This is a genomic window from Deinococcus sp. KSM4-11, assembly GCF_004801415.1.
GTDB lineage: Bacteria > Deinococcota > Deinococci > Deinococcales > Deinococcaceae > Deinococcus.
Map to the genome: position 1 here is coordinate 988390 of NZ_SSNX01000001.1, position 26810 is coordinate 1015199.

Below are 26810 nucleotides of genomic sequence, written 5' to 3' on the forward strand. Positions count from 1 at the left end.
GATGCGCCACCTACCCCTGACCGCGCTGTGTACCGTCACCCTGCTCGCCGCCTGCTCACACTCGGCACCGACCGTTCCTCAGGCCAGCACGTCCACAGCCCCCTACGCGGCCCGGCCGGAGCTTCAGGATGCGGGGAGCCAGACGATCCTGCGGCAGTACGCGAACGATCCGGGCCTGATTGCGGCCCTCCAGGAAGCCTACGGTGAGCGCTCCTCGAGCGTGACCCTGCCGAAAGTTCCAGCGATCAGTGGGCTGGACCTGGCCAGTGACCGGATCGCGTACGTGAAGCGCACCGGCTGGGGAACGGTGGGCAACTACACCGCCCAGTACGCGGCCTATGCCACGTCGAGCACCCTGCCGTATCCGGGCCTGGACTGGACGCGTGACGGGTGCAGCGCGCCCGACGGCCTGGGCCTGGGCTACCGCGAGGACTTCCGCCCCGCCTGCAACGTCCATGACTTCGCGTACCGCAACCTGAAGGTCTACGAGCGGACGGACGCGAACCGGGCCACCAGCGACAGCGCGTTCTATACGAACATGAAATCCATCTGCGCCACGAAGAGCTGGTACGCGCGGCCCGCGTGCTACGCGGCGGCCTACGCCTACTACGAGGGCGTGCGGATCGGGGGCGGCAGCTCCTTCTGAGTGCGACGGCTCACTCCTCGGCTGCCCAGACGTCCAGCGGCGTCTCGCGGCGCCGGATCACCGACCAGTCGCCGTCCTGCCAGAGCAGCTCGGCCGGGCGTGAACGGGTGAGGTACGAGCTGCTCATGGCCGCGCCGTACGCCCCCGCGTCACCGAACGCGAGCACCTGACCGCGCTCCGGTCGAGGCAAATCCACGTCACGGGCGAGGACGTCGCCGCTCTCACAGGCCGGGCCGGCAATGTCCCAGCGACTCCGTTCAGACGCATCCCACAGCGCCATGACCGGATGAACAGCGCCGTACAGCATGGGGCGCAGCAACTCAGTCATCCCGGCATCGACCAGCACAAAATTCCGGCCGGTGCGTTTGGTGCCGACCACCCGCGTAAGCAGGTGTCCGGCTCGCGCCACCAGGTAGCGGCCCGGTTCCACCCACAGTTCTGCGCCGAATGCGTGCGCCGCCCGCTGCGCTTCCAGCGCGATGCCAGCCAGGTCGGCCTCCAGACCCCAGCCGCCACCGGCGTCCAGCACGGCCAGGGGGCCAGTCACGTCGCGCAGCTCTATCAGGCGGCCAAAGGCAGCCGTGAAATCGCCGGCGTCACGGATGGCGCTGCCGATGTGGACGTGCAGCCCCACGGCCGTGTGCCCGGCCACGCGCAGGGCGTCCAGCACGAGGGGGGCCTGGTCGAGCGTGACGCCGAACTTGCTTCCGGCCGCGCCGGTGGCGAGGTGGTCATGCGTGCTGACGGCCAACGCGGGGTTCACCCGCACCAGCGCCCGTGACGACGGAGGCAGCAGCCTGACCTCCTCCTCGCGGTCCACGATGAAGGTCGCGCCCAGCCGTGCGCCCGCTGCGTACTCGGCGTCCGATTTCGCGGGGCCGTTCACGAGGAGCTGCGTCCCCCGCGCGCCGATGTGCTCCGCACGGGCGATCTCGCCCGCGCTGACGCATTCGAAACCCACCCCGGCCCCGTGCAGCCGGCGCAGCAGCGTCAGGTTCGGGTTGGCCTTCATGGCGTAGTACACGCGGGCGTCCCCGAAGGCGGCGCGGACGCGGGCCAGGGCCGCATCGAGTTCCGACGCGTCGTACACGTACAGGGGCGTGCCGTGGGTGTCGGCGGCATCGAGCAGGGCGTCGGGTGGGATGCTCACCCCGCGAGTGTACCGGGCAGGAGTGGACGCTCCTGTGGTCGGTGGCCTCGTCCAGTTCCCGATACGCGCCGTGAATTGCCCTTCCCGTCACGCCGGGCGCGGCCCCGACCTGTTAAGCTGCGCGGCTGTATGAGCGCTCCGACTGCCGCCGCCACCCCCACCGTCTCCCCGGCCATCGGCACGGGCGAACGCGTGTTGTGCGCGATGTCCGGCGGCGTGGACTCGTCGGTCACCGCCTCCCTGCTCAAGGAACAGGGCTACGAGGTGATCGGCGCGATGATGCGGTTCTGGCCTGACGACAAGCGGGTCGATACCTTCGACACGTGCTGCTCGCCCGACGCCGCCTACGAGGCCCGCCGGGTGGCCGAGCAGGTGGGTGTGCCCTTCTACCTGCTCGATTACCGCGAGGCGTTCCAACGGCACATCGTGAGGCCGTTCCTGGACGAGTACAGTCGGGGCCGCACCCCCAACCCCTGCGTGAACTGCAACACCAAGGTGAAGTTCGACGAACTGGTGAAGAAGGCCCGGATGCTGGGGTGCCGGTACGTGGCGACGGGCCACTACGTGAAGCGCGTCGAGAACGCTGCGGGCGAGGTCGAATTCTGGAGGGGGGACGACCCCCGCAAGGATCAGACGTACTTCCTGTGGGGAACGCCCAGGGATGCGCTGCCGTACATCCTGTTCCCGGTGGGCGAACTGGAAAAGCCGCGCGTCCGCGAGATCGCGGAGGAGCGCGGCCTGCTCACGGCCCGCAAGCCCGAGAGCCAGAACATCTGCTTCGTGCCGGGCAAGGTGCAGGACTTCGTGGCCGAGCACCTGCCGCAGGCCAGCGGGGCGATCCGCGAGATCGCCACCGGGGAACGGGTCGGGGATCACCTGGGCACGCAGTTCTACACGCTGGGGCAGAAGCGCGGCCTGGGCCTGTACCAGTCGCACCGCGTGCGGTTCATCGTGCACCTCGACCCGCAGACCAACACGGTCTGGGTGGGTGACCACGCGGACTGCCTGTGGCGTGGCCTGCGGGCCAGCCGCGCGAACTGGCTGCTGGATCTGGCCGACCTGCCCGCCGAGCTCGACGTGCAGGTTCGCTACCGCACGACGCCAGTGCGAGCGCGCGTGCTGCACGCCGACGCCGAAACCTTTGAGCTGGAATTCCTGGAACCGCAGTTCGCCGTCGCCCCCGGTCAGAGCGCCGTACTGTACGACGGCCCTCGGCTGCTGGGTGGCGGCCTGATCGACGATCACGTCCGGACGCTGCCGGCCCTAATCTGACGGGTTCTTCTGGTGCCCCGCCAGGCACCGGTTCAGAGCACCTTATCGGCCAGTCCGGGCGTCAGTATTTCCGCCAGGACTCCACTAGGCCTTCGGGTTCGTGGCCCTGCTGGAAGTCGATCAGGAAGTCCCGCGTGAGGCTCGCCCCCCGGTAGACGAGATCCGTGGTGGTGCTGGCGATATGAGGCGTAATGATCACGTTCTCCTCGGCCCACAGCGGATCGTCCTGGGGCAGCGGCTCGGGATCGGTGACGTCCAGCACGGCCCCGGCGAGTTGACCGCTGTGCAGCGCCGCGATCAGGTCGTCCCGGACGATCAAATTCCCGCGTCCGACATTCACGAGCCACGCGCCGCGCTTCATGCGGTCGATCATCTCGCGGTTCACGATGCCGCGCGTGTCCTGGGTGCTGGGCAGGATCAGCACGATGAAATCGGCGCTGGCCAGCGCCTCGTCGCGTTCGGTGTCGGTGGTGCCTGAGGTGATGCCCTCGATGAACACGTCGAACGGGCGAAGCAGGTCTTCGAGGTTGCGGCCGATGCGCCCGAAGCCCCACAACACGACGCGGGCACGGTCGAGGCTGATCAGGCGCGACTCGCGGATGCTGGCCGGGCTGGCCCACTCGTGCCGGCCCTGGGCGTCGCGGTACCGGTGGAAGCCGCGCGCGGCGCTGAGCATCCCGGCCAGCGCGTGCACGGCCACGGCCCGTTCGTGCAGGCGGTTGGCGTTGTAGAGCTGGACGCCCCCAGGCAGGCGGTTGCGGACGTGGTCGATGCCGGCAGTGAGGGTCAGCACCCACTTCAGGCCGGGCAGGGCCAGCAGGTGGTCGCGGGTCTCGCCGCTGGCGAACCACAGCACCACCCCGTCGGCGTCTCCCTCGGGCACGTGATCGCCCGAGTAGTACGCGAGCTCACAGCCGGGAACGCTGCGCTCCCCGACTTCACTGAGGGCACGAAACTCGGGCAGATCCGGCAGTAGAACGCGCATACTTCCTATTCTGAGGGACGGACGTTACTGGAACGCCACTCGGCCCGGCCGATCTCCATGTGCACATCCACCCGGCCACGGCCCTCCGTGCGACCCGTCTCGTGGAAGCCGCAGGCGGTGAAGGCCCGCTGGGCGCGGCGGTTGTGTCCGAAGGTGGTGAGGCGCACGCGCATCAGCGGCGGGTCACGCACCTCGAAGGCCCAGCGCAGCAGGGCGGTGACGCCGCTGCGGCCGTAGCCACGCCCCCACAGGTCGGGGTACCCGATCATGATGCCCAGCGTGCCGGTCGTGGCCGCCAGAGGGGGTGGAGGGCGCAGGTCGTACAGTTCCGCGCTGCCGATCAGGGTGCCCTGGGGATCCAGGATGCCGAAGCCCGCGCGTTCCCCACCCCGCTCCTCGTCCTGCATGATCCGGCGGAAGAGCCATTCGGGCAGGTGAATGGGCTTGGCGTCGTTCCAGTCGGCCAGTTCACGGTTCCGGAAGAAGCCGTGCAGCGTGCGCCACTCGGCTGACGTGAAAGCCAGCAGCGGTTTGAGGGTCACGGCCGCGCCGCCCCCAGGCCCGCTGGCCGGGGGTGGGGTGGACGTGGTCTCCGTCATGGTGTCAGCCTAGCGCTCCGGATGCGTGAGTGCGCCCAGGGCCCGCGTGACATCCCGCGAGAGCCGCTCCAGATGAAAGGCGTCCCCCTCGGCCCGCTCGACGGTGCGGGTGGCCGGATCCACCACCAGCAGGGCCAGCACCCGGCCGTCGGCGTGCCGGACGTACACTCCATCGTGCGCTTCCAGGAGGGTCTGGTCGGCTGTGCTCAGGGCCGACCAGGCGGGGGCATCGGGGCGCAGGCCCAGGTGGGCGGTCGGCAGCGCGCGGGTGTGGAGTTCGGCCTCCAGCCACTCCAGCGCGTCCGGATACCCGCCGATGATGCCCTGCTCAATCTGAGGTGAGGCCTGGTTGTACCGGATGGCCCGGCCATCCCGGCGGCGAAGCTCGCCTCCGGCCGCCCGCAGCAGGGCGTGCCCGGCGGCGATATCCCACTCGCTGCGGGGCGACATGGTGAAGGTCACGTCGGCGTGCCCCGCCGCAATCCGCGCGAGCTTCAGGGCGATGCTGCCGCTGGGGTGCAGGCCCGGCAGGTCGAGGGCACGCAGCTCGTGGCCGTACTCGGTGTCCGACACGGCGATGCGCCAGCCGGGAGCGCTCGCCTGCGCCGCCCGCTGCCCACGGTATGCGACGCCGCTGCCGACGACTCCGCTGAACAGTTCGTCGGTATCGGGCGCATAGACCACGCCCAGCACCGGTTCACCGTCCACCGCGAGGCCGATGCTCACGCAGTAGTCGCCGCTGCCGTTCGCATACTCCTTGGTACCGTCGATGGGATCCACGATCCACACGCGCGAGCGTTCGAGGCGGTGGTCGCTGTCGGCTTCCTCCTCGCTCAGCAGGCCGTCGCCGGGGAAGGCCGCGGCCAGCCCGGCGGTGATCAGATGGGACGCCTCCCGGTCGGCGGCGGTCACGGGATCGTCGGCAGAGGTCTTGTGCTCGACCGTCAGGCCCGCCCGCAGGTGCGCGCGCAGCAGGTCGCCGGCCTCCAGGGCGAGACGCGTGGCGACCTCCAGTTCGAGGGTCAGGGAAGTGGGGGTCGTCATGACCCGAGCATAGCGGCCTCTGACGCCGTCTTCGGCCCGAGGAGCGCGGCAGCCGGACACAGATCCAGCAGCACGCACTGGTCACAGCGAGGATTCCTCGCGCGGCAGGTCTCCCGGCCATGTCGGATGGCCGAGACGTGGAAGGTGTAGCGGGCCGCCCACTCGCGCGTCAGCACGCGGTCGAACCACCGCTCGACCTTCACGGCGTTCCAGCCCTCGGGGGTGAGCCCCAGGCGGGTGGAAATGCGCCAGATGTGCGTGTCCACGGGCATGGCGGGCCGGATCAGGTCAAACAGCATCACGCAACTGGCCGTCTTCATGCCCACGCCCGGCATGCCTTCCAGCAGGGCCCGCACCTCCGTGTCCGGCAGGTCGCGCAGATCGCGCAGGCTGAGGGCACCGCGCGTGGCCTCCAGGTGGGCAAGAGCCGCGTGGATGTATCCGGCCTTGAGGCGCGACAGGCCGCCGCCCGCATCCCTGAGCACGGTCTCGATGCCGTCTGGGCCGTCGGCCAGGGCCGCCTCCCAGCGGGGATAGGTGGCTTTCAGGGCGGCGAACTGGCGCCGGGTGATCGGCGCGGTGTTCTGCTGGGACAGGATGGTGCTGATCAGCCCGTCCAGCGGTTCGGGGGCGCGCTGGGCACGGGGCGGATCCGGCAGATAGCGGTCCCGCAGGCGCCGCGCGATCTCCGGCAGGTGTGGCGGGGCGGGCAGGGTCTCGGGGGACAGGCGTGGCAAGGCCGGGGCGGTCACCTCCGCAGCGTAGGCGGACACGGCGGTTCAGACCGTGGCGGTCGTCGCGGGATTCAGGCCTGCCGGCGGGCCTGCATGACCTTCACGACCACCGGGATGACACTCACGACCAGCACGACGGCCACGATCAGCAGCACGTACTTGTCGAGGTTCGGGATCAGTTTCCCGAAGTAGTACGCCAGGGCCGGCAGCGAGACGCCCCACAGCACGGCACCCAGGACGTTGTAGGCGGTGAAGATCCCCAGCGGCATGCGGCTCACGCCGGCCAAGGTGGGCACCAGGGTTCGCACGATGGGCACGAAGCGGGCCAGCACGATGGACTGCCAGCCGTACTGCGCGAAGAACTGCTCGGACTGTGCGACGTACTCCGGCTTGAAGAACCGGGAATTCTGGTTGCGGAACACGGCGGGCCCAAAGCGCTGCCCGATGAAGTAGCCGGACACGCAGCCCAGGATGCCTCCCGCCACCACGGCGGCCATGACGCCCCACAGGTTCAGCTCGCCGCTCGCCGCAAGCAGCCCGGCGGTGATCAGCAGACTGTCTCCCGGCAGGAAGAACCCCAGCAGCAGTCCCGTCTCGGCAAAGACGATCAGAAAGATGCCGATGTATGAGAAGGCGAGAATGGTGTGAATGAGGGAGTCCATGTGGGCACCCTAGCGTGCCCGGGGCTACACGAACGTCACCCATCGGGAGGAGGGAACGGGAGCGCCGATGGCTGCTTTCCCGTGCGGTCAGCGCGCCCGCAGCGTGGTGCGGTTCCCGGCGGCGTCCACGGCCTCCAGGTCGGCCCAGATGCCGGTCGTCTCGGCGTAGAAATCCACCTTGGCGCCTGGCGTGATGTTGATCTGGTTGCCGTCCACTAGCATCTGGACGACCCGGCTGTTGTCGGTGGCCGTGCCCGTCACGCGGATCACGTTCCCGGCCTTCTCGAAGCGCGTGATGGTGATTGTGGGTTTCTCGGCATCGACGGTGACGGGCAGGATGAGGGTGCTGCGGTTCCCGGCCGCGTCCTGCGCGGCGATGGTGTACTTACCGGTGCTGCCCTGGATCAGGGTCTTGAACTGGAAGTGCGCGAGTTTACGGCTGCCCGGCAGGATCGGAATGGGCGTGCCATCCACGGTGATCTGCGTGACGCCGGTATCGTCGAGCACGTAGCCGTCTACCACGAAGGACTTCGCTCGGCTGGCGGCCCCGTCGGCGTTGCTGATGGTAATACGCGGCTTGAAGGTGTCCGTCGTGCGCGCACACCCGGCCAGACCAATCGTCAGGCCCACGGCGCAGGCGAGCGGGGCGAACACGGAAGGGCGGGCGCGGCGCATGAGGCGGAGTATACCGGGCGCACCCGGAGACGACCGTTGGGGCGTGGCTGGACGGGCTGACCGTGACGCGATGGGCGACGCTTAGAATGCCCCCGTGAGTGCGCCCGCCCGCCCGTCCCTCCGTCCGTCCAGTCCCGGGATTCCCGAGGGCACCCGCGATGTGCTGCCGCCCGAGTGGGGCCATCGGGAAGCCCTGCGGGCCCGGCTGGCGGCCACCTTCAGCGCGTGGGGCTACCGGGGCGTGGAGGTGCCCGCCCTGGAGTTCGCGAGCAGCGCGCACCCGCAGGATGCCCTGGCCTTCAAACTGATCGACTCGGGCGGGCAGGTGCTGGCGCTGCGCAGCGAGTTCACGACCGCTGTAGGCCGTCTGGCCCGCACGCGCTTCCCGGCCGGGCCGTTCCCGCTGAGGCTCCAGTACGCGGGCCGCCTGTGGCTGCGGGCCCTGACCAGCGAACTGGGCCGCCTGCGCGAATTCAACCAGTCGGGCGTGGAACTCATCGGCGTAGAGAGCGCCCGCGCCGACGCCGAACTGCTGCACCTGGCCGACGCGGCCCTGCGCGACGTGGGCGTGGATGCGCAGCTCGAGGTCGGCTATCCGGGCTTCGTCGATGCCGTGCTCGAGGACGCGGGTCTGCACGGCCGCGCCCGCGAGGAGCTGCACCTCGCGATCGACCGCAAGAGCGGCGCAGACGTGGACGTGCTGTCCCGCCGGGACGGCCTGACGGCCGATGTCACACGCACGCTTCACGCGCTGACGGACCTGTACGGCGGCCCGGAAGTGCTGGATACCGCCGGGCGCATGGCCCAGGGCATGCGGGCCCGCGCGGCCGTCGCGCATTTGCGGGACGTGGCCGCGCAGGTGCGCCAGCCGCTGCTGTTCGATCTGGGCGTGAGCCGCCGCTACGACTACTACACGGGCGTGACCTTCCGCGCGTACTCGCCGGGACTGAACCAACCCGTGCTGGGGGGCGGCCGCTATGCGCTGGACGGAGGACTGCCCGGCGCGGGCTTTGCGATCGGCCTGGAACGGCTGGCCCGCGCCGCCGCCCCGACCCTGCCCGCCGAACCGGAGGTCGTCCTGGCCCTGGATCTGGAGGGCGCCCGGACGGCCCGCGACCAGGGCCTGTCCGCAGAACTCGCGTGGACGGACGATTTGGCGGCCCTGCGCGCCTACAGCCGGGAGCGCGGTATCGACCGCTGGATCACGGGTACGACCTGGCAGGAGGTGGAGGCATGAGCCCCCACTCGGGCCGCGCGCCCGATCATCTCACCCTGGCCCTGCCGAAGGGCCGCATTCTGGAGGAGGCCATCGACCTGCTCGCCCGCGCGGGCCTGCCCCTCACGCTGCCGGAGAAAAGCCGCGCGCTCCGCCACGAGTTTCCCGGCGTGACGGTGCTCGAACTCCGCAACCAGGACGTGCCGGTGTACGTCGACCTGGGCGTGGCGGATGCCGGGATCGTGGGCAAAGACGTGCTGGTCGAATCGGGCCGCACCGTGTACGAGCCGATCGACCTGCACTTCGCGCCGTGCCGACTGTCCCTGATCCGCGAGGTCGGTGCGACCGGGCCGGTGAACCGGGTGGGCACGAAATACCCGCGCGCGGCCCAGGCGTACCTGACCGCGCAGGGCATGCCCGCCGAGATCGTGAAGCTCAACGGCAATATCGAACTCGCCGCCCTGACGGGTCTGGCGGACGCGGTCATCGACCTCGTGCAGACGGGCAGCACCCTGCGCGCCAACAACCTCGAGGAACTGGACGTGCTGTTCTACTCCAGCGCCCGCCTGATCGTGAACCGCGCGGCGCTCAAGTTACGCCGGGATCGACTGCATCCCCTGATCGCGCGCCTGCGGGACGTGGTCGCCGAGGCTCAGCCCGGCTGACCACCTGGCCAGAACCCGGCGCCCGCGAGGCAGAATCAGCCAGTTCCCCGGTTGCCCGGCGGATCTGACTGGGGAGACGACTGGCACGCGCGAAGGCCGCCGAACAGGTCAGGCGTTCGGCACGGCCAAATGGTGAGCGACCCAGGTCACACCGGGTCGCTCCTCGCCATGCCGTGCCCTAACCCTGAGGAGTGGCGGTCAGCGCCGTCGTCATGCGGTCGAGCGCCTCGGTGAGGAGGGCACGACTGGTCGCGAAGTTCACGCGGATGAAGCCCTGGTACTGCGCCTTCTGCGCTTCGGGGGCAAAGACCGGCCCGTCATGGACGGCAATTTTCGCCTCGTCAAGCAGGAACGACTGGATGTCTCCGACACGCGGGTGGTCGCGCAGATCCAGCCAGGCCAGGTACGTGGCTTCCGGCGTGTACGCGCGTACCCACGGCAGGTTCGTGCGCAGGTAGTCGATCAGGAAGTCCCTGTTCGCATGGAGGTAGGCGACCGTATCGGCCAGCCACGGGCCACCTTCCTTGAGGGCGGCCCGCCACATGGTTACGCTCAGCGCCCCCTCGTGGCCCATCAGGCCGCCGGCGGACGTGCGAACCCGTTTGACCAGTCCCGCGTTGTGGCTGAGCATGGCGCCGATTCCGAGTCCGGCGGTGTTGTAGGCCTTGCACGGCCCGGTCAGGGTGATCGTGCGGCTGCGGACGCGCGGATCGGCCGCGAACGCCTCGAAGGCCTCCCCGGTGAAGCGGAGGTCGGCGTGCAGCTCGTCGCTCACCACGAACAGGTCGCGAGCGATCGCCAGATCACGGAGTTTTTCAAGTTCCCCGGCCGACCACACGCGCCCGGTGGGGTTGTGCGGGTGGCACAGCATCAGCAGGCGGCTGCCGCGCGCGGCGGCGTCCATGGCGGCCCAGTTGATCTCGTAGCCATCCTCGCCCTCGCGCAGGGGCACACCGGCCACCCGGCGGCCCAGATCGGTGATCGCCAGGTGGAAGGGGTGGTAGATGGGGACCATCGTCACCACGGGTTCCCCAGGGGTGGTCAGGGCATGGACGGCCGCGTACAGGCCGGGCACGACCCCCGGCTGCAGCGCGATGCCGTCCTCGGGAAGGTCATCGAGGCCCTGGGTGGCCAGGTGGGCGTGCAGGAGCGGCATCAGTTCTGGATCGCCGCGCAGCTGGTGGTACCCGAGGCCGCGCGTGAGGCGTTCCTGCAGTGCGGCCAGGATCGCCGGAGCGACCGGGTAGTCCATGTCCGCGACCCACAGCGGAATGACATCTGGCGGGTAGAGCGTCCATTTGATGGAATCGGGGTGGCGCAGCGCGGTCACGTCCAGGTGGTCACGCGCGTCGGCGGCCTGCGGGGGAAGGCTCGTCATGCGTCCGAGCATACGCCGGGCTCGTGAATGTCCGGCAAGGACGGCGCGGGTACACTGGGGCGGATGCTGGCGATCATGGGCGCGATGGACGAGGAGATCGAACTGCTCCTGGCGGAGCTACAGGCCCGTGAGGATCTCACGTTTCCGGGCGTGACGCTGCACCGGGGCGTGCTGGACGGCGTGCCGGTGCTGCTCACGCGGGCCGGAATCGGCAAGGTGAATGCCGCCATGACGACCACCTACCTGCTGATGCAGGGAGCGTCGAGCGTGGTGTTCACGGGCGTGGCGGGCGGCGTTCACCCGGAGCTCCAGGTCGGGGATCTCGTGGTCAGCACGGATCTCGTACAGCACGATGTGGACGTGACCGCGCTGGGCTACGAGGTGGGGACCGTGCCCGGGGAGTCGCCCGCGTGGACGGCAGATCCTGGGTTGCGGGCCGCAGCGGTCAGGGCCGCCCGGTCGGTGGAGGGCGTGCAGGTCATCGAGGGCCGGGTGGCGAGCGGGGACCAGTTCATCGCTTCGCCGGAGGGCGTGACGCGCCTGCGGGAGACCTTCGGGGCCGCGTGCGCCGAGATGGAGGGCGCGGCGGTGGCCCAGGTGTGCGCGAAGGCGGGCGTGCCCTTCGTGGTGATCCGCTCGGTGAGTGACACGGCCGACACCGGCGCGAACGTGGATTACCGCGAGTTCATGCCCAGGGTCGCGCGACATGCCAAGCAGGTCGTCCGGGGCATGCTGGCCGGAATGAACCCCGCCCGGTGACGGGCCCGGAGGAGGCCGGGGTCTCGGTCACGGCCCGCCTTCCCGCTCCAGCCCGCTTCGTGCTCGGCCTGGGTATCCTGCTGGGATTCGCGGTGCTGGGCCAGGGGCTGGTGACCGCCCTGCACCTGCCCTTCCCCGGTTCGGTGACCGGTATGGCCCTGCTGTGGGCGGCCCTGGGTACACGCGTGATCCGCCTGCACTGGATCTCGGACGCCGCCGACGGCCTGCTGGGCATTCTGGGCCTGCTGTTCGTGCCGGCCACCGTGGGCTTCATCGGGTACCTCTCGGCGGGGGCCGCGTGGGGCTGGTGGGTGCTGGTCATGGCGGCCGGACTGCTGGTGGGCGCGGGCGTGGCGGGCGGGCTCGCGTCCCGTCTGGTACGGGACGGCGCGTGACCTGGATCACCGTCACATTGCTGGCCTTCGCGCTGGGCGTGGTCGCGCAGGTTCGGGTGCGCTCACCGCTGGCGAACCCGACCCTGATCGCCACGCTGCTGGTCGCGGCCCTGCTGCTGCTGACCCGCGTGCCGTATGCCACCTACCTGCGGGAGGTCGGGCCGATCCAGGGATTGCTCGCGCCGGCTGTCGTGGCGCTGGCGGTGCCGCTGTACCGCCTGCGGGCCCTGCTGATCCGGCAATGGCGGGCGCTCGCCCTGAGTGGTCTGGCGGGCACCCTGGCAGCCGTCGGCGTCGATGCCGGTCTGGCCCGGGCGCTGCACCTGAACACCGACGCGCAACGCTCCCTGCTGACCGCCCCGGCCACCAGTCCCGTGGCCCTGCAACTCGCGCACCTGACCGGCGCGCCTCCCGCCCTGGCAGCCACGCTCGCGGTGCTGTCCGGCCTGCTGGGGGCCCTGATCCTTCCCCCGGTGCTGACGCGGCTGGGGATTCGCCACCCGCTGGCACGCGGGATCGCCATCGGGGCCGTGTCACATGGAATCGGCACGGCCCGCGCCCGCGAGGAGGGCGACTTGACGGGCGCGGCCAGTTCGATCGGCATGGGCCTCGCGGCGCTGATTGTGACCCTGGTCGTGGCCGGACTCAGCCGGTCGTGACCGTGGCTGCGCCGGGATGGCGGGCGTAGAAGGCCTCGAAATTGTCGAGGATGGTTTCCGTCCCCTGTGGAAGCTGGTTAGCCCAGATCACCGCATCACCCGCCCTCACCTCACCTTCCTCGATCACGCGGGCGTACATGCCGGGGCGGCGGGCCTCCCGGAACTTTTTAACGAAGCCCGGATCGCCCATCCGCTCGGCCAGGGTCACGCAGGGCATGCGGGCCGAGGCGATTTCCAGCAGGACCGTGCCGACCTGAAACCTCTGGCCTATGGACACGGTGGCGGATTCCAGCTCCGAGAACAGGAAGTTCTCCCCGAAGGTGCCCGGCTCCAGCTCCCGACCCAGGCGTTCGGCCCAGTAGGCGTAATCCGGCGTGGTGTAGATGTACACGGCCTGCTCCACTCCGCCGTGGTTCTCGGTGTCGAGAATGTGGTCTCCGCTGAGGCCCAGCCGTCCGACCGGCACGGCGCCATCGACCGGGAGCTTGTGGATTCCGGTCCAGCCGGATTTGCTCCGGACGGCACGCGGCTGACCCACACAGACCTTCAGGAGTTCCATACGGGTCAGTGTACCGATCCAGACCGTCATGCACGGGCGTTCGTTCGCTTGACTCGCCTTCCTCCAGCCGGGATGCTGGACGGACATGGCGCGCAAGGTCAACCCCATCCAGGATCGTGCCCGGCGCGCGGCCCTGGAGAAGGCGGCCTACGTCGCCATCTACGAACGGGGGTACGCGGGCGTGACCCTGGCGGACATCGCCGCGCATGCCGGCGTGAGCCGGGGCACGCTGGTGTACCACTTCGGGAGCCGGGCCGGCCTGCTGTCGGCCGTGGTGCGGAGGTTCACGCGGACGATCGGGGTGGCCACCCGCCGGGCGCTGCGGCTGGCCGCCACGCCCGAACAGAAGCTGCGGGCCTTCGTGGACAACCAGTTCTACGGTGTGGAGAACACCCGGCGCTTCTACACGGTGTCGCTGGATTTCCTGGCGGCGGCCACCCGTGACCCGGCCCTGATGGACGTCCAGCGGGATTTCCTGCGCGAGACGCTGACCCTGGATCTGGAACTCGCGCGGCTGTCCGGGGAGGGAAACGCCCCGGCGCGGGCCCGTCAACTGCGCGCGCTGGTCGAGGGCCTGAGCGTGAGGTTTCTCGCAGATCCGCAGCCCGAGCTCTCGGCGTACCGGGCGGACTGCCTGTCCGGCCTGCGGGCCCTCCTCGGCTGGCCAGACCCGGCGGCGGCGGGTCGAGCCGGTTAGGTCATCGTCGAGGCTGACACCGGACACTGCAGGCTCAGGTGGAAGCCAAGGCGCCGAGCGCGGCAGACAGCTGCCGGGCACCATCCAACAGGCGCGGGCCGGGGCGGCCCAGGCCGCTCTCGTGAATGGCGACGACCGGCACACCCAGGCCCCGAGCCTCGATCAATTCCGGCCGCAGGCGCTTCGCGCCGCACCACGAGCACACGATCAGGTCGGGTCGCGCGGCCCGCACCTCCTCGAGGGTCAGCGGCGAGCTGCGGCCAGCCCGCTCCGCGAGGGCATTCACCGCGCCTAGGCGGGAGAGCAGATCCGTGACCCACGAATCGCGCGTCGCCGCGATGATCGGCCGGGGCCACCATTCGACCAGCACGCGCGGCGGCACCGGAAAGATCCGATGCAGGGCGTCCAGCGCGGTCGTCAATTCCACGATGACGTCCGCCGCCTGGGCTGACCGGCCGATGGCATGACCGATCGAGTCGATGTCGGCCAGCGTGTCGGTCACGCTGAGCGGGTCAAGAACCATCACGTTCAACCCAGCTGCCTGCACACGCTGCACCACGCGTTCCTGGCCGGGGACGCTCAGGCTGGCGAGCACCAGATCGGGCCGGGTGGCGGCCAGGGCGGCCACGTCGATGTCCAGATCGAGCCCGACCCGGACGGCGGCCTCCAGTCCGGGCGCATCGCTGTGGTGGTCGACCGCGACGACCCAGGACGCGGCCCCCAGGGCGGCCAGGATGTCGGAATTGCTGGCGACCAGCGAGGCCAGGCGGAGCGGGTGGGACATGGCCGCAGTCTACGGCCACGTGCAGGCGCGGAGCGCGTGCAGGCCGGTCATTTGCCCCCAGACGCTATGGTAGGCTCGGCCCATGAAGAACACGTTCGCCGTCACCATGACGCTGCTGCTGGCCCTGACCCTGGGCGGCTCTCTCGCCGGGTACCGGATGGCCACCGCGGAGCGGGAGGAACCGGCGAAATCCGGTGAGGCGGCCACGGCGGGCGAATCGTCGCCCAGTCCGTCGGCCTCCACGACGGGCTCCGCCGGGCCGTCGACCGCGCAGGGAGACACGGCGGCCAGCCAGGGCGGCACGCAGGCCGGAGAGAACGGGGCCGTGATCGCCGCCGGGGGCGAGCAGGGTTCGACCGGCAGCACGGCTGAACCCCAAGCGGACGGTGCGGCCATGCCCGCCGACTCCAGTGCCACGGCCGCCGGTGATGCGAAGGCGGGGGCGACGGTGTTCGCCAGCAACTGCGCGGGCTGTCACGGCGCCGCAGCCAAGGGTGGCGTCGGTGCCAACCTCACCACTGCCGACGGCCCCAAGGCCTGGACCGACGCCCAGATGATCACCGCCCTGCGCGAGGGCAAGACTCCCCAGAAGACCCTGAATACCATCATGCCGCGCTTCACGGCCGCGCAGGTCAGCGACACCGACATCGCCAACATTCACGCCTGGATCAAGTCCCTCAACTGAGGGGCGCGTCCAGCAGGGCCTGCCCACGCGGGGCAGGCCCTCTGTGTTTCCGTAGTCGAAACGTGACGTTCGGGGAACGCTTCTCAGGTGCGGCGCGTACCGTACGCATATGCCCCTGTTTACCCTGCCTTTCCTGAACAAGTCCTCGGGCGGCCTGCCGGGCGGCGTGTCGCGGCCCACCTGGGTCGTGCTGGACATCACCGGCCCGTACCCGGAACGTCAGCCGTCCAGCCCCCTCCAGGCCCTGCTGAACCGTACGGACACACTCGAGGCCCTGGAGGCCCGCATCGAGAAGCTGCGCGGCGCAGACTGGCTGCACGGCGTGCTGGTGAAGATCAGCGAGTTCACAGCCGCGCCGGCGACCGCCCACGCCATCCGCAGCCTGCTGGCGTACCTGGGCGAGCACAAGCGCGTGGTGGCGTACGTGCCACAGCTGACCATGACGAGCCTGATCGCGGCCAGCGGCGCGAAGGAGATCGCCGCGCCGGAATCGGCCGACGTGATGCTGGGCGGCTTTGCGGTCGAACCTACCTTCCTGGGCGCATTCCTGAAGAAGCACGGCATCGAGTTCGAGAACCTGCGTATCCGCGAGTACAAGGCCGCCCTGACCCGCTTCTCGCAGGAACACATGGACGACGCGAACCGCGAGCAGCTCCAGGCGTACCTGGACGGCCTGGAGGGCGCGTGGGTTCAGGACATGGCCCAGGCACGCGGCGTGGACGCCGGGGTGGTGGCCGGCTGGCTGTCCGGCACGATCACCAGCGCACAGGGCGCTCTGGACGCCGGTCTCATTACCCGAGTGGCGTACGAGGACGAGCTGGTCGGCCCAGCCACCCTGCCGCTGCTGGGCATCGTGGACTGGCTCACGCCGGGGAAACCCAGCAACGCGAAGGCGGGTCGGGTGGCGGTCGTGCCCGTGGTCGGCACCATCGTGACCGGGAAGAGCAAGAACAATCCGCTGCCCCTGCCGCTGCTGGGCGGCCCGCAGGCCGGATCGGACACCGTGGTGGCCGCCCTGAAGCGCGCCGAGCAGGACAAGGCGACCAAGGCCATCGTGCTGTATGTGAATTCCGGTGGGGGCAGCGCCCTGGCCTCCGACCTGATGTGGCGCGAGGTGCAGCGCAGCGAGAAGCCCGTCGTGGTCGTGATGGGCGAGTATGCCGCGAGCGGCGGGTACTATGTCGCCACCCACGCGAAGCACATCGTGGCCAGTCCGTACACCCTGACCGGGAGCATCGGCGTGGTGACCGGCAAACCGGTCATGACGGACTTCAACGACCGCCATGGCCTGCACCCCGAACGCGTCGGCCGGGACAGCGCTCTGCTCTACTCCAGCAGCCGCAGGTACACCGACGAGGAGCGTGGACATGTCGAGCGGAGCATCGAGGAGGTCTACGACCGCTTCACCTCGCGCGTCGCGGACGGCCGGAAGCTGAGCAAAGAGCGCGTGAATGAACTGGGACGCGGCCGCATCTGGAGCGGCGCGGACGCCCTGGAGCGCGGTCTGGTCGATGAACTCGGCGACCTGCGCCTGGGCCTGCAGCGCGCGCGTGAACTGGCGGGCCTGCCCCACGACGCCCCCAGCTGGAACGCCACGCCGAAATCCCGTGGCCCCCTCCCGGAATTCGTGCAGGAGGCCGCCCACGCCGCCAGCGTGCAGGTCTGGCCGTTCGGCCGCGAGCGCGTGTTGACGTGGTTCGATCAGGACATCAGGGTGCGCTGACCAGCCGGGGCGGTCAGGCGGTCAGTTCCACGTAGGCCGCGATCTGGCGGCGGATGACGTCCAGGCTGCCCTCCCAGAAGTCCGGGGCCCGCAGGTCGATTCCGAACCCCTGGGCAAGGTCTAGCGGCGTGGCCTGCCCCGTCCGGGAAAGCAGGGTGTCGTAGCGGCGCTGGAAGTCCCGTACCGCCTCGTCGCCCTGTGTGCGGGCCGTCTGGTACTGGGCATACAGGCCCAGGCCGAACAGCAGGCCGAAGGTGTACGGGTAGTTGTAGAACGGCAGGCCATAGTAGTGGCCCTTCACGGCCCACATGTAGGGGTGCAGGGTGCCCAGCGCATCACCGTGGGTTTCCCGTTGCGCCCACGTCATCAGGTCGCACAGTTCCTGAGGAACCAGGTCGCGCTCGGCCCGGCGCTCGTACACGGCCTGCTCGAACAGGAAACGGCTGTGGATGTCCACGACCACCTGGGCGTGCCCGAGGAGCTGCGTTTCGAGGGCGTACAGGCGTTCCTCGCCGGTGGCCTGCTCCAGCGCCGCGTTCTGGATGATCGTTTCGCAGAAGATGCTGGCCGTCTCCGCGAGGGTCATGGGCGTCTCGCGTTGCAGGGGCGGCAGGTGCGCGAGCTGGAGGTTGTGGTACGCGTGTCCGAGTTCGTGCGCGAGGGTACTCACGCTGTCGAGGCTGGGATCGTGGTTCATCAGGACCCGGCTCTGGTCGCCCTCCCAGCGCATACAGAAGGCCCCGCTGCGTTTGCCGTCGCGCGGGCCGGCATCGACCCAGTCTTCCCGGAAGGCGCGGGCGGCGAAGTCGCCCAGGGCCGGGCTGTAGGCGCGGAACTGCCGCTCCACGAAGCGGGTTCCGGCGTCGTACGTCCAGGGGGTGGCGCTGTGCCCCACGGGCGCGAACAGGTCCCACCAGTCCAGGCTGGACTTGCCCAGCGCGTGGGCCTTGGCCCGGAAATACCGGTGGAACTCGGGCAGGGAGCGCGCCACGGCTCCCTGCATGGCGTCCAGCGTCTGCGCGTCGATGCCGTGTGTCAGCAGGCTCGGCCCGACGGGACTCGTGAAGCCGCGCCGGGTGGCCAGCGTTCCTTCCTCCCCTTTCACGCCGTTCAGGCATGCGGCCATGACCACGTCCACCGTCTTCCACGCGGCGATCTCGGCATCGAAGGCTTCCTTGCGGACTGCCTCGTCGGGATCGGTCGCCAGGGCACGCAGGGCCGTCACGGGCAGGGTCTGCTCCCGGAAGGTGCCGGTCAGGACGGAGCTGACGTTCCCGTGCAGTTTGGCCCAGCCGCCCGCTCCGCTGGGACGCAGGCGCGCGGCGAGGTCTTCTTCAGCGGGGCCCATCTGGTGGCGCGCGAGGGCCACGGCGCGGCGGATCAGGTGCGCATGGGCCTCCAGCTCCGGAGTTCCGGCCGTCAGCGCCTCAATGGCGACCTCGTCCAGTTCGCCGAACCACGCGGTCAGGCGGGAGCGCAGAGGGCCCAGCGGAAGCGTCGTGGTCGTGAACCTCGACATCAACTGCTGCGCCACCGCGTCGCGGCTGTCGGTGGAGGTGAAGGCGTTGAGGTACGAGCGCAGGGTCGCGGCCCGGCTGGTCACGCGGTTGGTGGCGTCCAGCACCCGCTCCAGCGCTGGCACGGTGACGACGTTGCCGTGCTCGTGGATGTTCAGCTCGTCGTACAGGGCACCGAGCGTGCCCACATCGTCGGCCAGCGCGCTCAGGGCAGAGGCGAGGGCCGGGTCGTCCAGACCGGCATACAGGTCAGTCGTCCGCCAGCGCGGCAGGTCTGTGATGGTCATACCTGCACTGTATCGCCACTCGCACCAGCGGCACATCGCACCCAGGTGTGGGCTCGCCGGACATCCTCAGTGGAGGGCCCGTTCCGGGCACAGCACCAATGTCTCCAGCCGCTCGGCCACATTCACGAGGTGATCGCCCAGGCGTTCGAGGTGGCGGGCCATCCGCCCGGCCGTCAGCGCGACCTCGGTGTCTTCGGGGCGTTCCAGCAGGCGGGTCAGGCTGGCGCGCTGCATCTGCTCGTACAGCGCGTCGACCTGCTCGAAATCCAGGCGCATGACCGCGTGTGCGGCGTTCAAGTCGCGCTCCGCGAAAGCGTACGAGAGGTGCTCGACCATCTGCGACAACAGCCGGACGATGGGCATGGCGTCCTGCAGGGTGGCGGAGCGCACGCGGGGCGCGAAGGTCTCCAGGTCACGGGCGACCGTGAAGGCGTGCAGGCAGGCGTCCTCGATCTCGCGTTCCAGGGCGTCCGTCTCGCGTTCCAAAATCTTGGCATGGGCGGTCAGGCCGGCGAATTCGGCGCGGGTGTCGGCGTCACGCACGGCGCCCAACTGCTCGAGCACGATGCTGAGCATCCTCAGGAAGCGGGCAGTGACCAGCGCGGTACTGGCCTGGCCTGCCGGGGTGATGCCGGACGTCATGCGGGCAGTATGGGGCGCGCCTGTGATGATCCGGTCAAGGCCCGTTCACCATGTCTTGACGGGCTGGGGTTCGCGCCGGACGGCTGGCCTGTGCGCGGAGGGAAAGTGCTGTCAGGATGAAGGGCATGACTGTGGCCCCCCCAGCAGTGTTGCAACTGAGAGGTATCACCAAACGCTTTCCGGGGGTCGTGGCGAACGACGGCGTCGATCTGACCCTCCAGCGTGGCGAGGTGCTCGCCCTGCTCGGAGAGAACGGTGCGGGCAAGAGCACGCTGATCTCCATTCTGTACGGCCTGTACCAGCCGGACGAGGGCCACGTGGAACTGGCCGGGAAGGCGGTGCGGATCGGCAGTCCGGCGCAGGCGCGGGCTCTCGGGATCGGGCTCGTGCCCCAACACCCGCTGCTGGTCGCGCGGCACTCAGTCGCGGAAAACCTGGCACTGGGGGGCGGCAGCGTCCTGTTCCCGGCGCGGGGGATCGCGGGCCGCATCCGGGAGCTGTCCGGGAAGTACGGTCTGGAGGTCGATCCGTCGGCGCGCGTGGCCGACCTGTCGCCCGGCGAGAAACAGCGCGTAGAGATCATCCGGGCGCTGCTGGGCGGCGCACAGGTTCTGATCCTCGACGAGCCTACGTCGGTGCTCACGCCGCAGGAGGCGCAGGGCCTGTTCCGCGTGATGCGCGAACTGCGTGCCGATGGCCGCTCCCTGATCTTCATCTCGCACAAGCTGGACGAGGTGCTGGATATCGCAGACCGCGTGACCGTGCTGCGGCGCGGCCGGGTGGTGGGCGGCGTGCCCACGGCCGGCGCGACCCGAGAATCTCTGGCGGAACTGATGGTCGGGCGCTCGGTAGACTTCACCCGCAAACGTGGCGCGGGGCCGACCACACCCGACACGTTACTCACGGTGCGTGACCTCAGCGCGACCGGATCGCGCGGATTACCCGCGTTACGCGGCGTGTCCTTCGACCTTGCGCGCGGCGAGGTGATGGGTGTGGCGGGCATTGCCGGGAATGGCCAGAGCGAACTGGTCGAGGTTCTCGCGGGCCTGCACGCGGCCACCGGGGCGGTGACGCTGGACGGACAGCCCCTGAGCGGTGGAGCGCAGGCGCGGTTCCGAACCGGCGTGGCGCACATTCCCGAGGACCGTATCCACTCGGGCACCGTTCCCAGCATGACGGTGGCCGAGAACGTCGCCCTGCGCGCCTACGACCAGCCGCCGCTGGCGCGCGGCCTGGCCCGCGACCTGAATCAGGTGGACGACCTGGCGCGGCGCGAGGTTCAGGCCTACGATGTGGCCACGCCGGGGATTCACACGCCCAGCCGCCTGCTGAGCGGCGGCAACATCCAGAAGCTGATCCTGGCGCGAGAACTGGCGGGCTCACCGAAACTGATCCTAGCGGTGCATCCCACCTACGGCCTGGATATCGGCGCGACGGATCAGGTGCACCGGGTGCTGCTGGAGCGCACGCAGGGCGGCGCGGGCGTGCTGCTGGTCAGCGAAGACCTGGACGAGCTGCTGAGCCTGTCGGACCGGATCGGGGTGATGGTCGGTGGGGCTCTGCTGGGGCCTTTCCCGGCGGCCGAGGTCACGCGCGAGTCGCTGGGGCTGCTGATGGGCGGCGCCCACCCCCACTCCGTGCCGGGCGCGGAACAGGGCGTGGTCGGCGGAGGCGCGGCGTGATGCGCTTCGTGGCCCTGCCCGCCCCGAGCACAGCCCGGTCGGCACTGGTGACGCTGGCCGCCGTCGTGGTGGCGCTGCTCATCTGCGCGCTGATCTTCGTGGTGTACGGCGTGTCGCCGCTCGCCGTGTACAGCTCGATGCTCAGCGGCACCCTCGGGGCAAGCACCGGGCTGGCCGAGGTGGGTCGCCGGACCATTCCGCTGCTGCTGATCGGCTCGGGCCTGGCACTGGCGTTCCGGGCGCAGTTCTTCAACATCGGTGCGGAGGGGCAACTGCTGCTGGGCGCGGTGTTTGCGGCGGGCGTGGCGCTGTTCGTGCCACTGCCCGGCCCACTGGTCGCGCCGGCCATGTACGTCATGGGCGCGCTGGGCGGGGGCCTGTGGGCTGGGCTGGCCGCGTGGCTGCGCCGCCTGAACGTGAACGAGATCCTGTCCACGCTGATGCTCAACTACGTGGCCGTGGCCGTCGTGACCTACCTGATCGCGGGGCCGTGGAAGGGGAAAGACGTGCGTGGGTACATCTACACCGACAACATCCCCGCCAGCGGTTACCTGCCGGTCGTTCCGGGAACGCAGGTGCACTGGCCCACGCTGCTGCTGGGCATCGCGGTCGCGCTGGGCCTGCAATGGCTGCTGACGCGCTCGACCTTCGGCTACGCGCTGCGGGTGGTGGGCGAGAATCCCGGCGCGGCCCGTTACGCAGGGTTGAATGCGGTCGGCATTGCCACAGCTGTCGCCCTGATCACCGGCGGGGCGGCCGGTCTGGCCGGAGCAGGCGAGGTCGCGGGCATCCACCACCGCCTGCTGGAGGCCGGGCAGATCTCTCTCGGTTACGGCTTCACGGCCGTGATCGTGGCGTGGCTGGCGCGCGGCAATCCGGCGTTGTGCCTGGTGACGGCCCCGCTGATGGGCGTGATCCTGGCGGGCGGAGACCTGCTGAAGATCGACCTGAACATGCCGTTCCGGGTGGTGGACGTGTTCTCTGGCGTGATCCTGCTGTGCCTGATCGCCTCGGAGGTCTTCGTTCGCCACCGGGTCGTGTGGGGCCGCGCGTGAGGGTGGCAAATCGGAGGGACGTATGACGGACATCATCATCCAGGCGCTGGTGCGGGCGCTGGCGGTGGGCACACCGCTGCTGCTCGCCAGTCTGGGCGCCATCGTGAACGAGCGGGCGGGCGTCGTGAACCTGGGCATGGAGGGCGTCATGGCGGTCGGGGCCCTCGCGGCCTTCGCCGTGGCGGCCAGCGCGCCCGACGCGAACCTGTGGGTGGCCGTGATCGCGTCCATGCTGGCGGGCGCGGCCCTGTGCGCCCTGCACGCCCTGGCCACGGTCATGCTGCGCGCCAACCAGTTCGTGAGCGGGCTGGCCCTGGCCCTGCTCGGCACCGGCGCGGCGGGCCTGCTCGGCAAGCGGTTCGAGGGGGCTCCCCTGTTCAACAAGGTGCCGGACTGGACGCTGGGCAGCCTGACCATCAGCCCCTTCACGGTGGTGGCCCTGCTTCTGGCCGGGGTGCTGGCCTTCGTGCTGAGCGCCACCCGGTTCGGCCTGACGCTGCGGTCGGTGGGCGAGAACCCGGCCGCGGCCGACGTGCTGGGTGTCAACGTCGGGCTGGTGAGGGTGCTGGCCGTCATGGGCGGGGGCGCCCTCGGCGGCCTGGCGGGCGCGTTCCTGTCGCTCTCGTACCGCTCCGCATGGTCCGACAACATGGCCGGCGGCCTGGGCTGGATCGCGGTGGCCCTAGTGATCTTCGTGGCGTGGCAACCACTACGGGCGGTGGCGGGCGCCCTGTTCTTCGGGTTCCTGTACTACTTGCAGTTCCGCTTGCAGGGCAACAGCCCCATTCCCACCGAGGTCTTCAGCGCCATGCCCTTCGTGCTGGTGCTCGTGGTGCTGGCCCTCGCGGGACGACGTGGGCAGGCCGGGTCTGCTCCGGCCGGACTGGGCCGCGCCTACGTGCGCGGTGAGCGCTAGGAGAGCACAGCACCATCTCTGTTCACACTGCCGTCGAACCCAGTATTGGGCTGGTCAGTCTGGCTGCATACCACACATGGCAGAGATCGTGGACGGCGTCGCGTGGGCCGTCCCCAGGGTCAGGCCACCCTCGCTCCCCTGGTGACCGGACGCAGGCGGGGCCACAGCCAGCGAATCAGGAACAACGCGGCGATCACGCCCGCGTAGATCAGCGGCGGGGTGTGATCCTTCTTGACCCCCCAGTAGTAGTGCAGCGCGCCCAGGCTGACCGCCACATACACAAGCTGATGAATTCGCGTCCAGCGCTGGAATCCCAGGCGTTTCACGGAATCCTTGCGGCTGGTCAGGGCCAGCGGCACCAGCAGCAGCAGGGCCGTGAAGCCCGCGGTCACGAAGGGCCGCTTCACGACATCGTCGGTCATCACGCCCAGCGAGAACCCGTGGTCGAACAGGTAGATCAGGAAGTGCAGGGTGGCGTACCCGAAGGCCAGGAGTCCCAGGCTCTTGCGGATCCGGGCGGGCCACGTCCAGCGGGTCAGCAGGCGCAGGGGCGTGCAGGCCAGTGACAGTACCAGCAGCAGCAGCGTCAGCTGGCCGGTCTGGAGGGTGGCCCGCTGGATCGGATTCGCACCCAGCAGGCCGGTCAGGGCGTCCTGGATCAGGATGGCGACCGGAATCAGGCCGCCCACCGTGACCGCCGGCACCAGCCAGCCCAGCGGGCGCGCACCCGCGCGGGGCCGGGCCGGGCTCGCGGTGGTCCGTGTGGCAGAAACCGGCCGTTCCATCAGAAGTTCTTCCGCAGATCCATACCCTTGTACAGCCCCGCGACCTGATCCACATACCCGTTGAAGGGCAGCGTCGGACGGCGGCTCAGTTCACCGATGCGCCGCTCGGTCGCCTGACTCCAGCGGGGGTGCGGCACGGCCGGGTTCACGTTCGCGTAGAAGCCGTATTCGTCTGGCGCGGCGAGCGCCCAGGTGGTCTTGGGCTGCTGTGCGGTCAGGGTGATCTTCACGATGCTCTTGATGTTCTTGAAGCCGTACTTCCACGGCACGACCAGCCGCAGCGGCGCCCCGTTCTGGCCCGGCAGCACCTTGCCGTCCAGGCCGACCGCCATGAAGGCCAGCGGGTGCATCGCCTCGTCCAGCCGCAGGCCCTCCACATACGGCCAGTCGAGGACATTGCCGCGCTGACCGGGGAACTGCTTCGGATCGTAGAGGGCCGTGAACTGCACATACTTGGCCTTACTCGTGGGTTCGATGCGCCGGATCAGGGAGGCCAGCGAGAAGCCCAGCCAGGGCATGACCATGCTCCAGCCCTCCACGCAGCGCATGCGGTAGATGCGGTCTTCCAGCGGGAACCAGCCCTGCAGGGTGTCGATGTCCACTGTCTGGGGTTTCTTCACCTCGCCGTCGATCTTCACAGTCCACGGGCGGGGCTTCAGACTGGCCGCCAGGCGGGCCGGGTCGCCCTTGTCGGTGCCGAACTCATAGAAGTTGTTGTAGGTCGTCGCCTGATCCCAAGGCGTGACGGCCTCGTTCGTGTCGTAAGGCCCGAGGGGTCGGGCAGGGCGCACGAAGGCTGTGCCCTGCGCCTCGGCGCTGCCTGCACCGGGGCGGCGGGTCAGGGCCTCCAGCCCACCGGCCAGTCCGGCAGCGGTCACGGTGAACAGGCCGGCGTTCTTGAGAAAGTCCCGGCGGCCCGTGCGGCTGGTGTCCTGCGGATCCTTGGAATCTGGCATGTGAAGCCTCCTTACCACTGATACGGAGTCTGACGGGAAATGGATCAATCAACCGTCGCTAGACGCACCGAACGCCCACGCCCAACAGCGCGCCATATCCGCCCATGACGGCTGTACACGGCCTGTGACCGATGGCAGTTGGCTCACTCCTTCGACCGGATGGGCCACCCTTGACTGACGGTGCTGGTGCGAGCACCCTCGGCGGTCAGTGCTCACCCGCTCCTGGCGTAAGCTGCGGGGATCATGACGACTATTTCCTGGCTGGCCGTGCCGGACGATGCGTCCGCGCCCGAGGGCGTCCGCAAACTGTGGCAGAAGTCCGGGGCGAACCTGGGCTTCGTGCCGAACGTCTTCCGGGCGCAGGCCCTGAACGGTGACCAGTTCCTGGCATGGTGGGCGTACTTCAACCTGCTCGTGAACAAGGACGGGTTCCTGAGTCCGGCCGACCGGGAGATGCTGGCCGTGGTTGTCAGCGGCGCCAACCGCTGCGTGTACTGCGAGGTATCGCATGGAGCGGCTCTGCGCGGCCTGCTGGCCGATCCGGTGCTGGCAGACGTGGTCGCCGTGAACTGGCGGCATGCCCGCCTGGGAGCGCGCGAGGCGGCGATGTGCGCGTACGCGGAAAAACTGACCCTGTCCCCGGCCGAGATGACCGAGGCTGACCTGACGCCCCTCAGGGACGCCGGGCTCAGCGATAACGCCATTCTGGAACTGGTGCAGGTGGTGGGCATGTTCAACCTCACCAACCGCGTGAGCAGTGCGCTGGGCTTCGTGCCGAACGCGGAGTACCACGCCCAGCACCGCTGACCAGGCCGGGCGTGGGGGTTCAGCTGCGGGTATAGCCGGTGGCCTTCCAGCCGCACCCGTCGCGCACGAGGCTGATCGTGCCGCCGTAGGTGCCGCTCACCCGCTGCCCGCTGGAGCGCTGGGTGGCACTCACCTTGACCCGCCCGCCGACCCTGGCGCTGTTCCCGTCGATGGCCACGCCGGTGATCTGGATGGAATAGGAAACGTCGCTGTAGGCCGCCCGCACGGAATTCGCGGCGGCCGACAGGCCGTCGTTGGCCGCTGCCGTCGCCGCCCCGCGTGCCGCGCCGATGTCTTGTTCCTGGGTCAGCTTGCACTCGGCCGGGGCGGAGCCAGAGTACGTGGTGGTCGGGGTGCCGTCGTCGAGTGTCAGGGGGGCGGGAATGCTGCCCTGCGCATCGCCCACGTTCATGCGGTACGTGATCCCCACGGCCAGCCTCGGCCCGATCACCGGCCCGAGTGCCGTGCTGGTGCGCTGAACGCCGCCCTCCAGGTACGCCTCGACAGGCACCAGCGCAATGCCGTAGCGCAGACCGAGGTCGCCGTGCAGCACGGTATTGCCACCCTGAACGTCCCCACCGACCAGGGCGTAGGTCGTCACGTTCGACGTCGTGAAGAGGTCGACGCTCAGCCCACCCCCGAAGGAGACGCTGCCGCCCTGTCCCTGCACGTTGCTGGAGCAGTACCCGACCTGGGCATAGGCCCCGATGCGGTCGACCTGGAGGCCGAACCGCCCGGCCACGATGGGGCACCCCAGGCCGACCGAGGAGTTCAGGCCCAGTTTGACGTCGGTGGCCCCGGCGCCGCTGGTGGCCACGAGGGCCAGAGGAACGAGGGTGGTCAGCAGTCGGCGCAGGATGGACATCAGGGCCATTT

29 protein-coding genes are annotated in these 26810 nt (G+C 69.7%); 14 read left to right on the forward strand and 15 right to left on the reverse strand.

Annotation, left to right across the window (positions count from 1 at the left end):
• The first annotated feature begins 1 nt into the window (after position 1).
• Entirely contained in the window at positions 2–646 is a 645-nt protein-coding gene (locus E7T09_RS05010; RefSeq protein WP_136387999.1) for a phospholipase A2, read from the forward strand.
• A 10-nt stretch (positions 647–656) separates the two neighbouring features.
• Here the strand turns inward: E7T09_RS05010 and lysA are convergent, their stop codons facing one another.
• Positions 657–1796: a diaminopimelate decarboxylase gene (gene lysA, locus E7T09_RS05015; RefSeq protein ID WP_136388000.1), complete on the reverse strand. Its 1140-nt coding sequence runs from the start codon at positions 1794–1796 to the stop codon at positions 657–659.
• Between the two features lie 129 nt (positions 1797–1925).
• Here lysA and mnmA point away from each other — a divergent pair, with 129 nt between their 5' ends.
• Entirely contained in the window at positions 1926–3068 is a 1143-nt protein-coding gene (gene mnmA / locus E7T09_RS05020) for a tRNA 2-thiouridine(34) synthase MnmA (protein WP_136388001.1), read from the forward strand.
• Between the two features lie 61 nt (positions 3069–3129).
• On the opposite strand, the gene E7T09_RS05025 is transcribed toward mnmA, so the two are convergent.
• From E7T09_RS05025 to E7T09_RS05050, 6 genes are all read right to left on the reverse strand, one after another.
• The gene (locus E7T09_RS05025; protein WP_136388002.1) at positions 3130–4053 is read right to left on the reverse strand and encodes a D-isomer specific 2-hydroxyacid dehydrogenase family protein; all 924 of its coding nucleotides are present in this window, start codon (positions 4051–4053) and stop codon (positions 3130–3132) included.
• 5 nt (positions 4054–4058) lie between these two features.
• Positions 4059–4652: a GNAT family N-acetyltransferase gene (locus tag E7T09_RS05030; RefSeq protein ID WP_136388003.1), complete on the reverse strand. Its 594-nt coding sequence runs from the start codon at positions 4650–4652 to the stop codon at positions 4059–4061.
• A gap of 9 nt (positions 4653–4661) precedes the next feature.
• Complete coding sequence (locus E7T09_RS05035; RefSeq protein WP_136388004.1) at positions 4662–5696, reverse strand: 3'(2'),5'-bisphosphate nucleotidase CysQ; 1035 nt, start codon at positions 5694–5696, stop codon at positions 4662–4664.
• Complete coding sequence (locus tag E7T09_RS05040; RefSeq protein WP_240741617.1) at positions 5693–6448, reverse strand: endonuclease III; 756 nt, start codon at positions 6446–6448, stop codon at positions 5693–5695. The genes E7T09_RS05035 and E7T09_RS05040 overlap by 4 nt, the downstream gene beginning before the upstream one ends.
• A 53-nt stretch (positions 6449–6501) precedes the next feature.
• A complete protein-coding gene (locus E7T09_RS05045; RefSeq protein ID WP_136388005.1) occupies positions 6502–7092 on the reverse strand; it encodes a DedA family protein in 591 nt (196 codons plus the stop codon).
• A gap of 87 nt (positions 7093–7179) precedes the next feature.
• Positions 7180–7767, reverse strand: coding sequence for a hypothetical protein (locus tag E7T09_RS05050; RefSeq protein ID WP_136388006.1), 588 nt, complete (start codon positions 7765–7767; stop codon positions 7180–7182).
• Positions 7768–7861: 94 nt separating this feature from the next.
• On the opposite strand from E7T09_RS05050, the gene E7T09_RS05055 reads away from it, so the two are divergent.
• A complete protein-coding gene (locus E7T09_RS05055; RefSeq protein WP_136388007.1) occupies positions 7862–9004 on the forward strand; it encodes an ATP phosphoribosyltransferase regulatory subunit in 1143 nt (380 codons plus the stop codon).
• The gene (gene hisG / locus E7T09_RS05060) at positions 9001–9648 is read left to right on the forward strand and encodes an ATP phosphoribosyltransferase (protein ID WP_136388008.1); all 648 of its coding nucleotides are present in this window, start codon (positions 9001–9003) and stop codon (positions 9646–9648) included. The genes E7T09_RS05055 and hisG overlap by 4 nt, the downstream gene beginning before the upstream one ends.
• A gap of 178 nt (positions 9649–9826) precedes the next feature.
• On the opposite strand, the gene E7T09_RS05065 is transcribed toward hisG, so the two are convergent.
• Positions 9827–11026, reverse strand: a complete 1200-nt coding sequence (locus E7T09_RS05065; protein ID WP_240741618.1) for a MalY/PatB family protein — start codon at positions 11024–11026, stop codon at positions 9827–9829.
• Between the two features lie 63 nt (positions 11027–11089).
• Here E7T09_RS05065 and E7T09_RS05070 point away from each other — a divergent pair, with 63 nt between their 5' ends.
• From E7T09_RS05070 to E7T09_RS05080, 3 genes are read left to right on the forward strand one after another with little or no spacing between them, the layout of a single operon-like run.
• Complete coding sequence (locus tag E7T09_RS05070) at positions 11090–11785, forward strand: 5'-methylthioadenosine/adenosylhomocysteine nucleosidase (RefSeq protein WP_168734703.1); 696 nt, start codon at positions 11090–11092, stop codon at positions 11783–11785.
• On the forward strand, positions 11782–12180 hold the full coding sequence (locus E7T09_RS05075; RefSeq protein ID WP_136388011.1) for a CidA/LrgA family protein: 399 nt from the start codon (positions 11782–11784) through the stop codon (positions 12178–12180). The genes E7T09_RS05070 and E7T09_RS05075 overlap by 4 nt, the downstream gene beginning before the upstream one ends.
• Positions 12177–12839, forward strand: a complete 663-nt coding sequence (locus E7T09_RS05080) for an LrgB family protein (RefSeq protein WP_136388012.1) — start codon at positions 12177–12179, stop codon at positions 12837–12839. Before E7T09_RS05075 ends, E7T09_RS05080 begins: the two co-directional genes overlap by 4 nt.
• Here E7T09_RS05080 and E7T09_RS05085 read toward each other — a convergent pair.
• Positions 12826–13398: an MOSC domain-containing protein gene (locus E7T09_RS05085; protein ID WP_136388013.1), complete on the reverse strand. Its 573-nt coding sequence runs from the start codon at positions 13396–13398 to the stop codon at positions 12826–12828. The two genes, E7T09_RS05080 and E7T09_RS05085, sit on opposite strands and share 14 nt — an antisense overlap.
• Before the next feature lie 85 nt (positions 13399–13483).
• On the opposite strand from E7T09_RS05085, the gene E7T09_RS05090 reads away from it, so the two are divergent.
• The gene (locus tag E7T09_RS05090) at positions 13484–14095 is read left to right on the forward strand and encodes a TetR/AcrR family transcriptional regulator (protein ID WP_136388014.1); all 612 of its coding nucleotides are present in this window, start codon (positions 13484–13486) and stop codon (positions 14093–14095) included.
• 34 nt (positions 14096–14129) lie between these two features.
• Here E7T09_RS05090 and E7T09_RS05095 read toward each other — a convergent pair whose 3' ends face one another.
• Complete coding sequence (locus E7T09_RS05095) at positions 14130–14879, reverse strand: helical backbone metal receptor (protein ID WP_136388015.1); 750 nt, start codon at positions 14877–14879, stop codon at positions 14130–14132.
• A gap of 82 nt (positions 14880–14961) precedes the next feature.
• Here E7T09_RS05095 and E7T09_RS05100 point away from each other — a divergent pair, with 82 nt between their 5' ends.
• Together E7T09_RS05100 and E7T09_RS05105 are read left to right on the forward strand one after the other, a co-directional pair.
• A complete protein-coding gene (locus E7T09_RS05100) occupies positions 14962–15564 on the forward strand; it encodes a c-type cytochrome (protein ID WP_240741619.1) in 603 nt (200 codons plus the stop codon).
• A gap of 109 nt (positions 15565–15673) precedes the next feature.
• Entirely contained in the window at positions 15674–17287 is a 1614-nt protein-coding gene (locus E7T09_RS05105) for a S49 family peptidase (protein ID WP_136388016.1), read from the forward strand.
• Positions 17288–17300: 13 nt separating this feature from the next.
• On the opposite strand, the gene E7T09_RS05110 is transcribed toward E7T09_RS05105, so the two are convergent.
• The gene (locus E7T09_RS05110) at positions 17301–19091 is read right to left on the reverse strand and encodes a M3 family oligoendopeptidase (RefSeq protein WP_136388017.1); all 1791 of its coding nucleotides are present in this window, start codon (positions 19089–19091) and stop codon (positions 17301–17303) included.
• Between the two features lie 66 nt (positions 19092–19157).
• Positions 19158–19733: a PhoU domain-containing protein gene (locus tag E7T09_RS05115; RefSeq protein WP_136388018.1), complete on the reverse strand. Its 576-nt coding sequence runs from the start codon at positions 19731–19733 to the stop codon at positions 19158–19160.
• 125 nt (positions 19734–19858) lie between these two features.
• Here E7T09_RS05115 and E7T09_RS05120 point away from each other — a divergent pair, with 125 nt between their 5' ends.
• Genes E7T09_RS05120 through E7T09_RS05130 form a run of 3 tightly spaced genes read left to right on the forward strand, consistent with a single transcriptional unit; the run spans position 19859 to position 23386 of the window.
• Positions 19859–21415, forward strand: coding sequence for an ABC transporter ATP-binding protein (locus E7T09_RS05120; RefSeq protein WP_205746941.1), 1557 nt, complete (start codon positions 19859–19861; stop codon positions 21413–21415).
• Positions 21415–22470 carry an ABC transporter permease gene (locus tag E7T09_RS05125; protein WP_136388488.1) on the forward strand — a complete coding sequence of 352 codons (1056 nt, stop codon included), beginning with the start codon at positions 21415–21417 and terminating at the stop codon, positions 22468–22470. Before E7T09_RS05120 ends, E7T09_RS05125 begins: the two co-directional genes overlap by 1 nt.
• Before the next feature lie 22 nt (positions 22471–22492).
• The gene (locus tag E7T09_RS05130) at positions 22493–23386 is read left to right on the forward strand and encodes an ABC transporter permease (RefSeq protein WP_136388020.1); all 894 of its coding nucleotides are present in this window, start codon (positions 22493–22495) and stop codon (positions 23384–23386) included.
• A 119-nt stretch (positions 23387–23505) separates the two neighbouring features.
• Here the strand turns inward: E7T09_RS05130 and msrQ are convergent, their stop codons facing one another.
• Both msrQ and msrP read right to left on the reverse strand, forming a co-directional pair.
• Positions 23506–24171 carry a protein-methionine-sulfoxide reductase heme-binding subunit MsrQ gene (gene msrQ / locus E7T09_RS05135; RefSeq protein ID WP_136388021.1) on the reverse strand — a complete coding sequence of 222 codons (666 nt, stop codon included), beginning with the start codon at positions 24169–24171 and terminating at the stop codon, positions 23506–23508.
• Complete coding sequence (gene msrP, locus E7T09_RS05140; protein ID WP_136388022.1) at positions 24171–25127, reverse strand: protein-methionine-sulfoxide reductase catalytic subunit MsrP; 957 nt, start codon at positions 25125–25127, stop codon at positions 24171–24173. The genes msrQ and msrP overlap by 1 nt, the downstream gene beginning before the upstream one ends.
• 243 nt (positions 25128–25370) lie before the next feature.
• On the opposite strand from msrP, the gene E7T09_RS05145 reads away from it, so the two are divergent.
• A complete protein-coding gene (locus E7T09_RS05145) occupies positions 25371–25934 on the forward strand; it encodes a peroxidase-related enzyme (protein ID WP_136388023.1) in 564 nt (187 codons plus the stop codon).
• A 19-nt stretch (positions 25935–25953) separates the two neighbouring features.
• On the opposite strand, the gene E7T09_RS05150 is transcribed toward E7T09_RS05145, so the two are convergent.
• Complete coding sequence (locus tag E7T09_RS05150; RefSeq protein WP_136388024.1) at positions 25954–26799, reverse strand: hypothetical protein; 846 nt, start codon at positions 26797–26799, stop codon at positions 25954–25956.
• Positions 26800–26810: the final 11 nt, after the last annotated feature.

Coding starts and splice junctions, on each gene's coding strand:
- E7T09_RS05010 (WP_136387999.1), top strand. CDS start 2: ATGCGCCACCTACCCCTGACCGCGCTGTGTACCGTCACCCTGCTCGCC.
- mnmA (WP_136388001.1), top strand. CDS start 1,926: ATGAGCGCTCCGACTGCCGCCGCCACCCCCACCGTCTCCCCGGCCATC.
- E7T09_RS05025 (WP_136388002.1), bottom strand. CDS start 4,053: ATGCGCGTTCTACTGCCGGATCTGCCCGAGTTTCGTGCCCTCAGTGAA.
- E7T09_RS05030 (WP_136388003.1), bottom strand. CDS start 4,652: ATGACGGAGACCACGTCCACCCCACCCCCGGCCAGCGGGCCTGGGGGC.
- E7T09_RS05035 (WP_136388004.1), bottom strand. CDS start 5,696: ATGACGACCCCCACTTCCCTGACCCTCGAACTGGAGGTCGCCACGCGT.
- E7T09_RS05045 (WP_136388005.1), bottom strand. CDS start 7,092: ATGGACTCCCTCATTCACACCATTCTCGCCTTCTCATACATCGGCATC.
- E7T09_RS05050 (WP_136388006.1), bottom strand. CDS start 7,767: ATGCGCCGCGCCCGCCCTTCCGTGTTCGCCCCGCTCGCCTGCGCCGTG.
- hisG (WP_136388008.1), top strand. CDS start 9,001: ATGAGCCCCCACTCGGGCCGCGCGCCCGATCATCTCACCCTGGCCCTG.
- E7T09_RS05065 (WP_240741618.1), bottom strand. CDS start 11,026: ATGACGAGCCTTCCCCCGCAGGCCGCCGACGCGCGTGACCACCTGGAC.
- E7T09_RS05070 (WP_168734703.1), top strand. CDS start 11,090: ATGCTGGCGATCATGGGCGCGATGGACGAGGAGATCGAACTGCTCCTG.
- E7T09_RS05085 (WP_136388013.1), bottom strand. CDS start 13,398: ATGGAACTCCTGAAGGTCTGTGTGGGTCAGCCGCGTGCCGTCCGGAGC.
- E7T09_RS05090 (WP_136388014.1), top strand. CDS start 13,484: ATGGCGCGCAAGGTCAACCCCATCCAGGATCGTGCCCGGCGCGCGGCC.
- E7T09_RS05095 (WP_136388015.1), bottom strand. CDS start 14,879: ATGTCCCACCCGCTCCGCCTGGCCTCGCTGGTCGCCAGCAATTCCGAC.
- E7T09_RS05100 (WP_240741619.1), top strand. CDS start 14,962: ATGAAGAACACGTTCGCCGTCACCATGACGCTGCTGCTGGCCCTGACC.
- E7T09_RS05105 (WP_136388016.1), top strand. CDS start 15,674: ATGCCCCTGTTTACCCTGCCTTTCCTGAACAAGTCCTCGGGCGGCCTG.
- E7T09_RS05110 (WP_136388017.1), bottom strand. CDS start 19,091: ATGACCATCACAGACCTGCCGCGCTGGCGGACGACTGACCTGTATGCC.
- E7T09_RS05115 (WP_136388018.1), bottom strand. CDS start 19,733: ATGACGTCCGGCATCACCCCGGCAGGCCAGGCCAGTACCGCGCTGGTC.
- E7T09_RS05120 (WP_205746941.1), top strand. CDS start 19,859: ATGACTGTGGCCCCCCCAGCAGTGTTGCAACTGAGAGGTATCACCAAA.
- E7T09_RS05125 (WP_136388488.1), top strand. CDS start 21,415: ATGCGCTTCGTGGCCCTGCCCGCCCCGAGCACAGCCCGGTCGGCACTG.
- E7T09_RS05130 (WP_136388020.1), top strand. CDS start 22,493: ATGACGGACATCATCATCCAGGCGCTGGTGCGGGCGCTGGCGGTGGGC.
- msrQ (WP_136388021.1), bottom strand. CDS start 24,171: ATGGAACGGCCGGTTTCTGCCACACGGACCACCGCGAGCCCGGCCCGG.
- msrP (WP_136388022.1), bottom strand. CDS start 25,127: ATGCCAGATTCCAAGGATCCGCAGGACACCAGCCGCACGGGCCGCCGG.
- E7T09_RS05145 (WP_136388023.1), top strand. CDS start 25,371: ATGACGACTATTTCCTGGCTGGCCGTGCCGGACGATGCGTCCGCGCCC.
- E7T09_RS05150 (WP_136388024.1), bottom strand. CDS start 26,799: ATGTCCATCCTGCGCCGACTGCTGACCACCCTCGTTCCTCTGGCCCTC.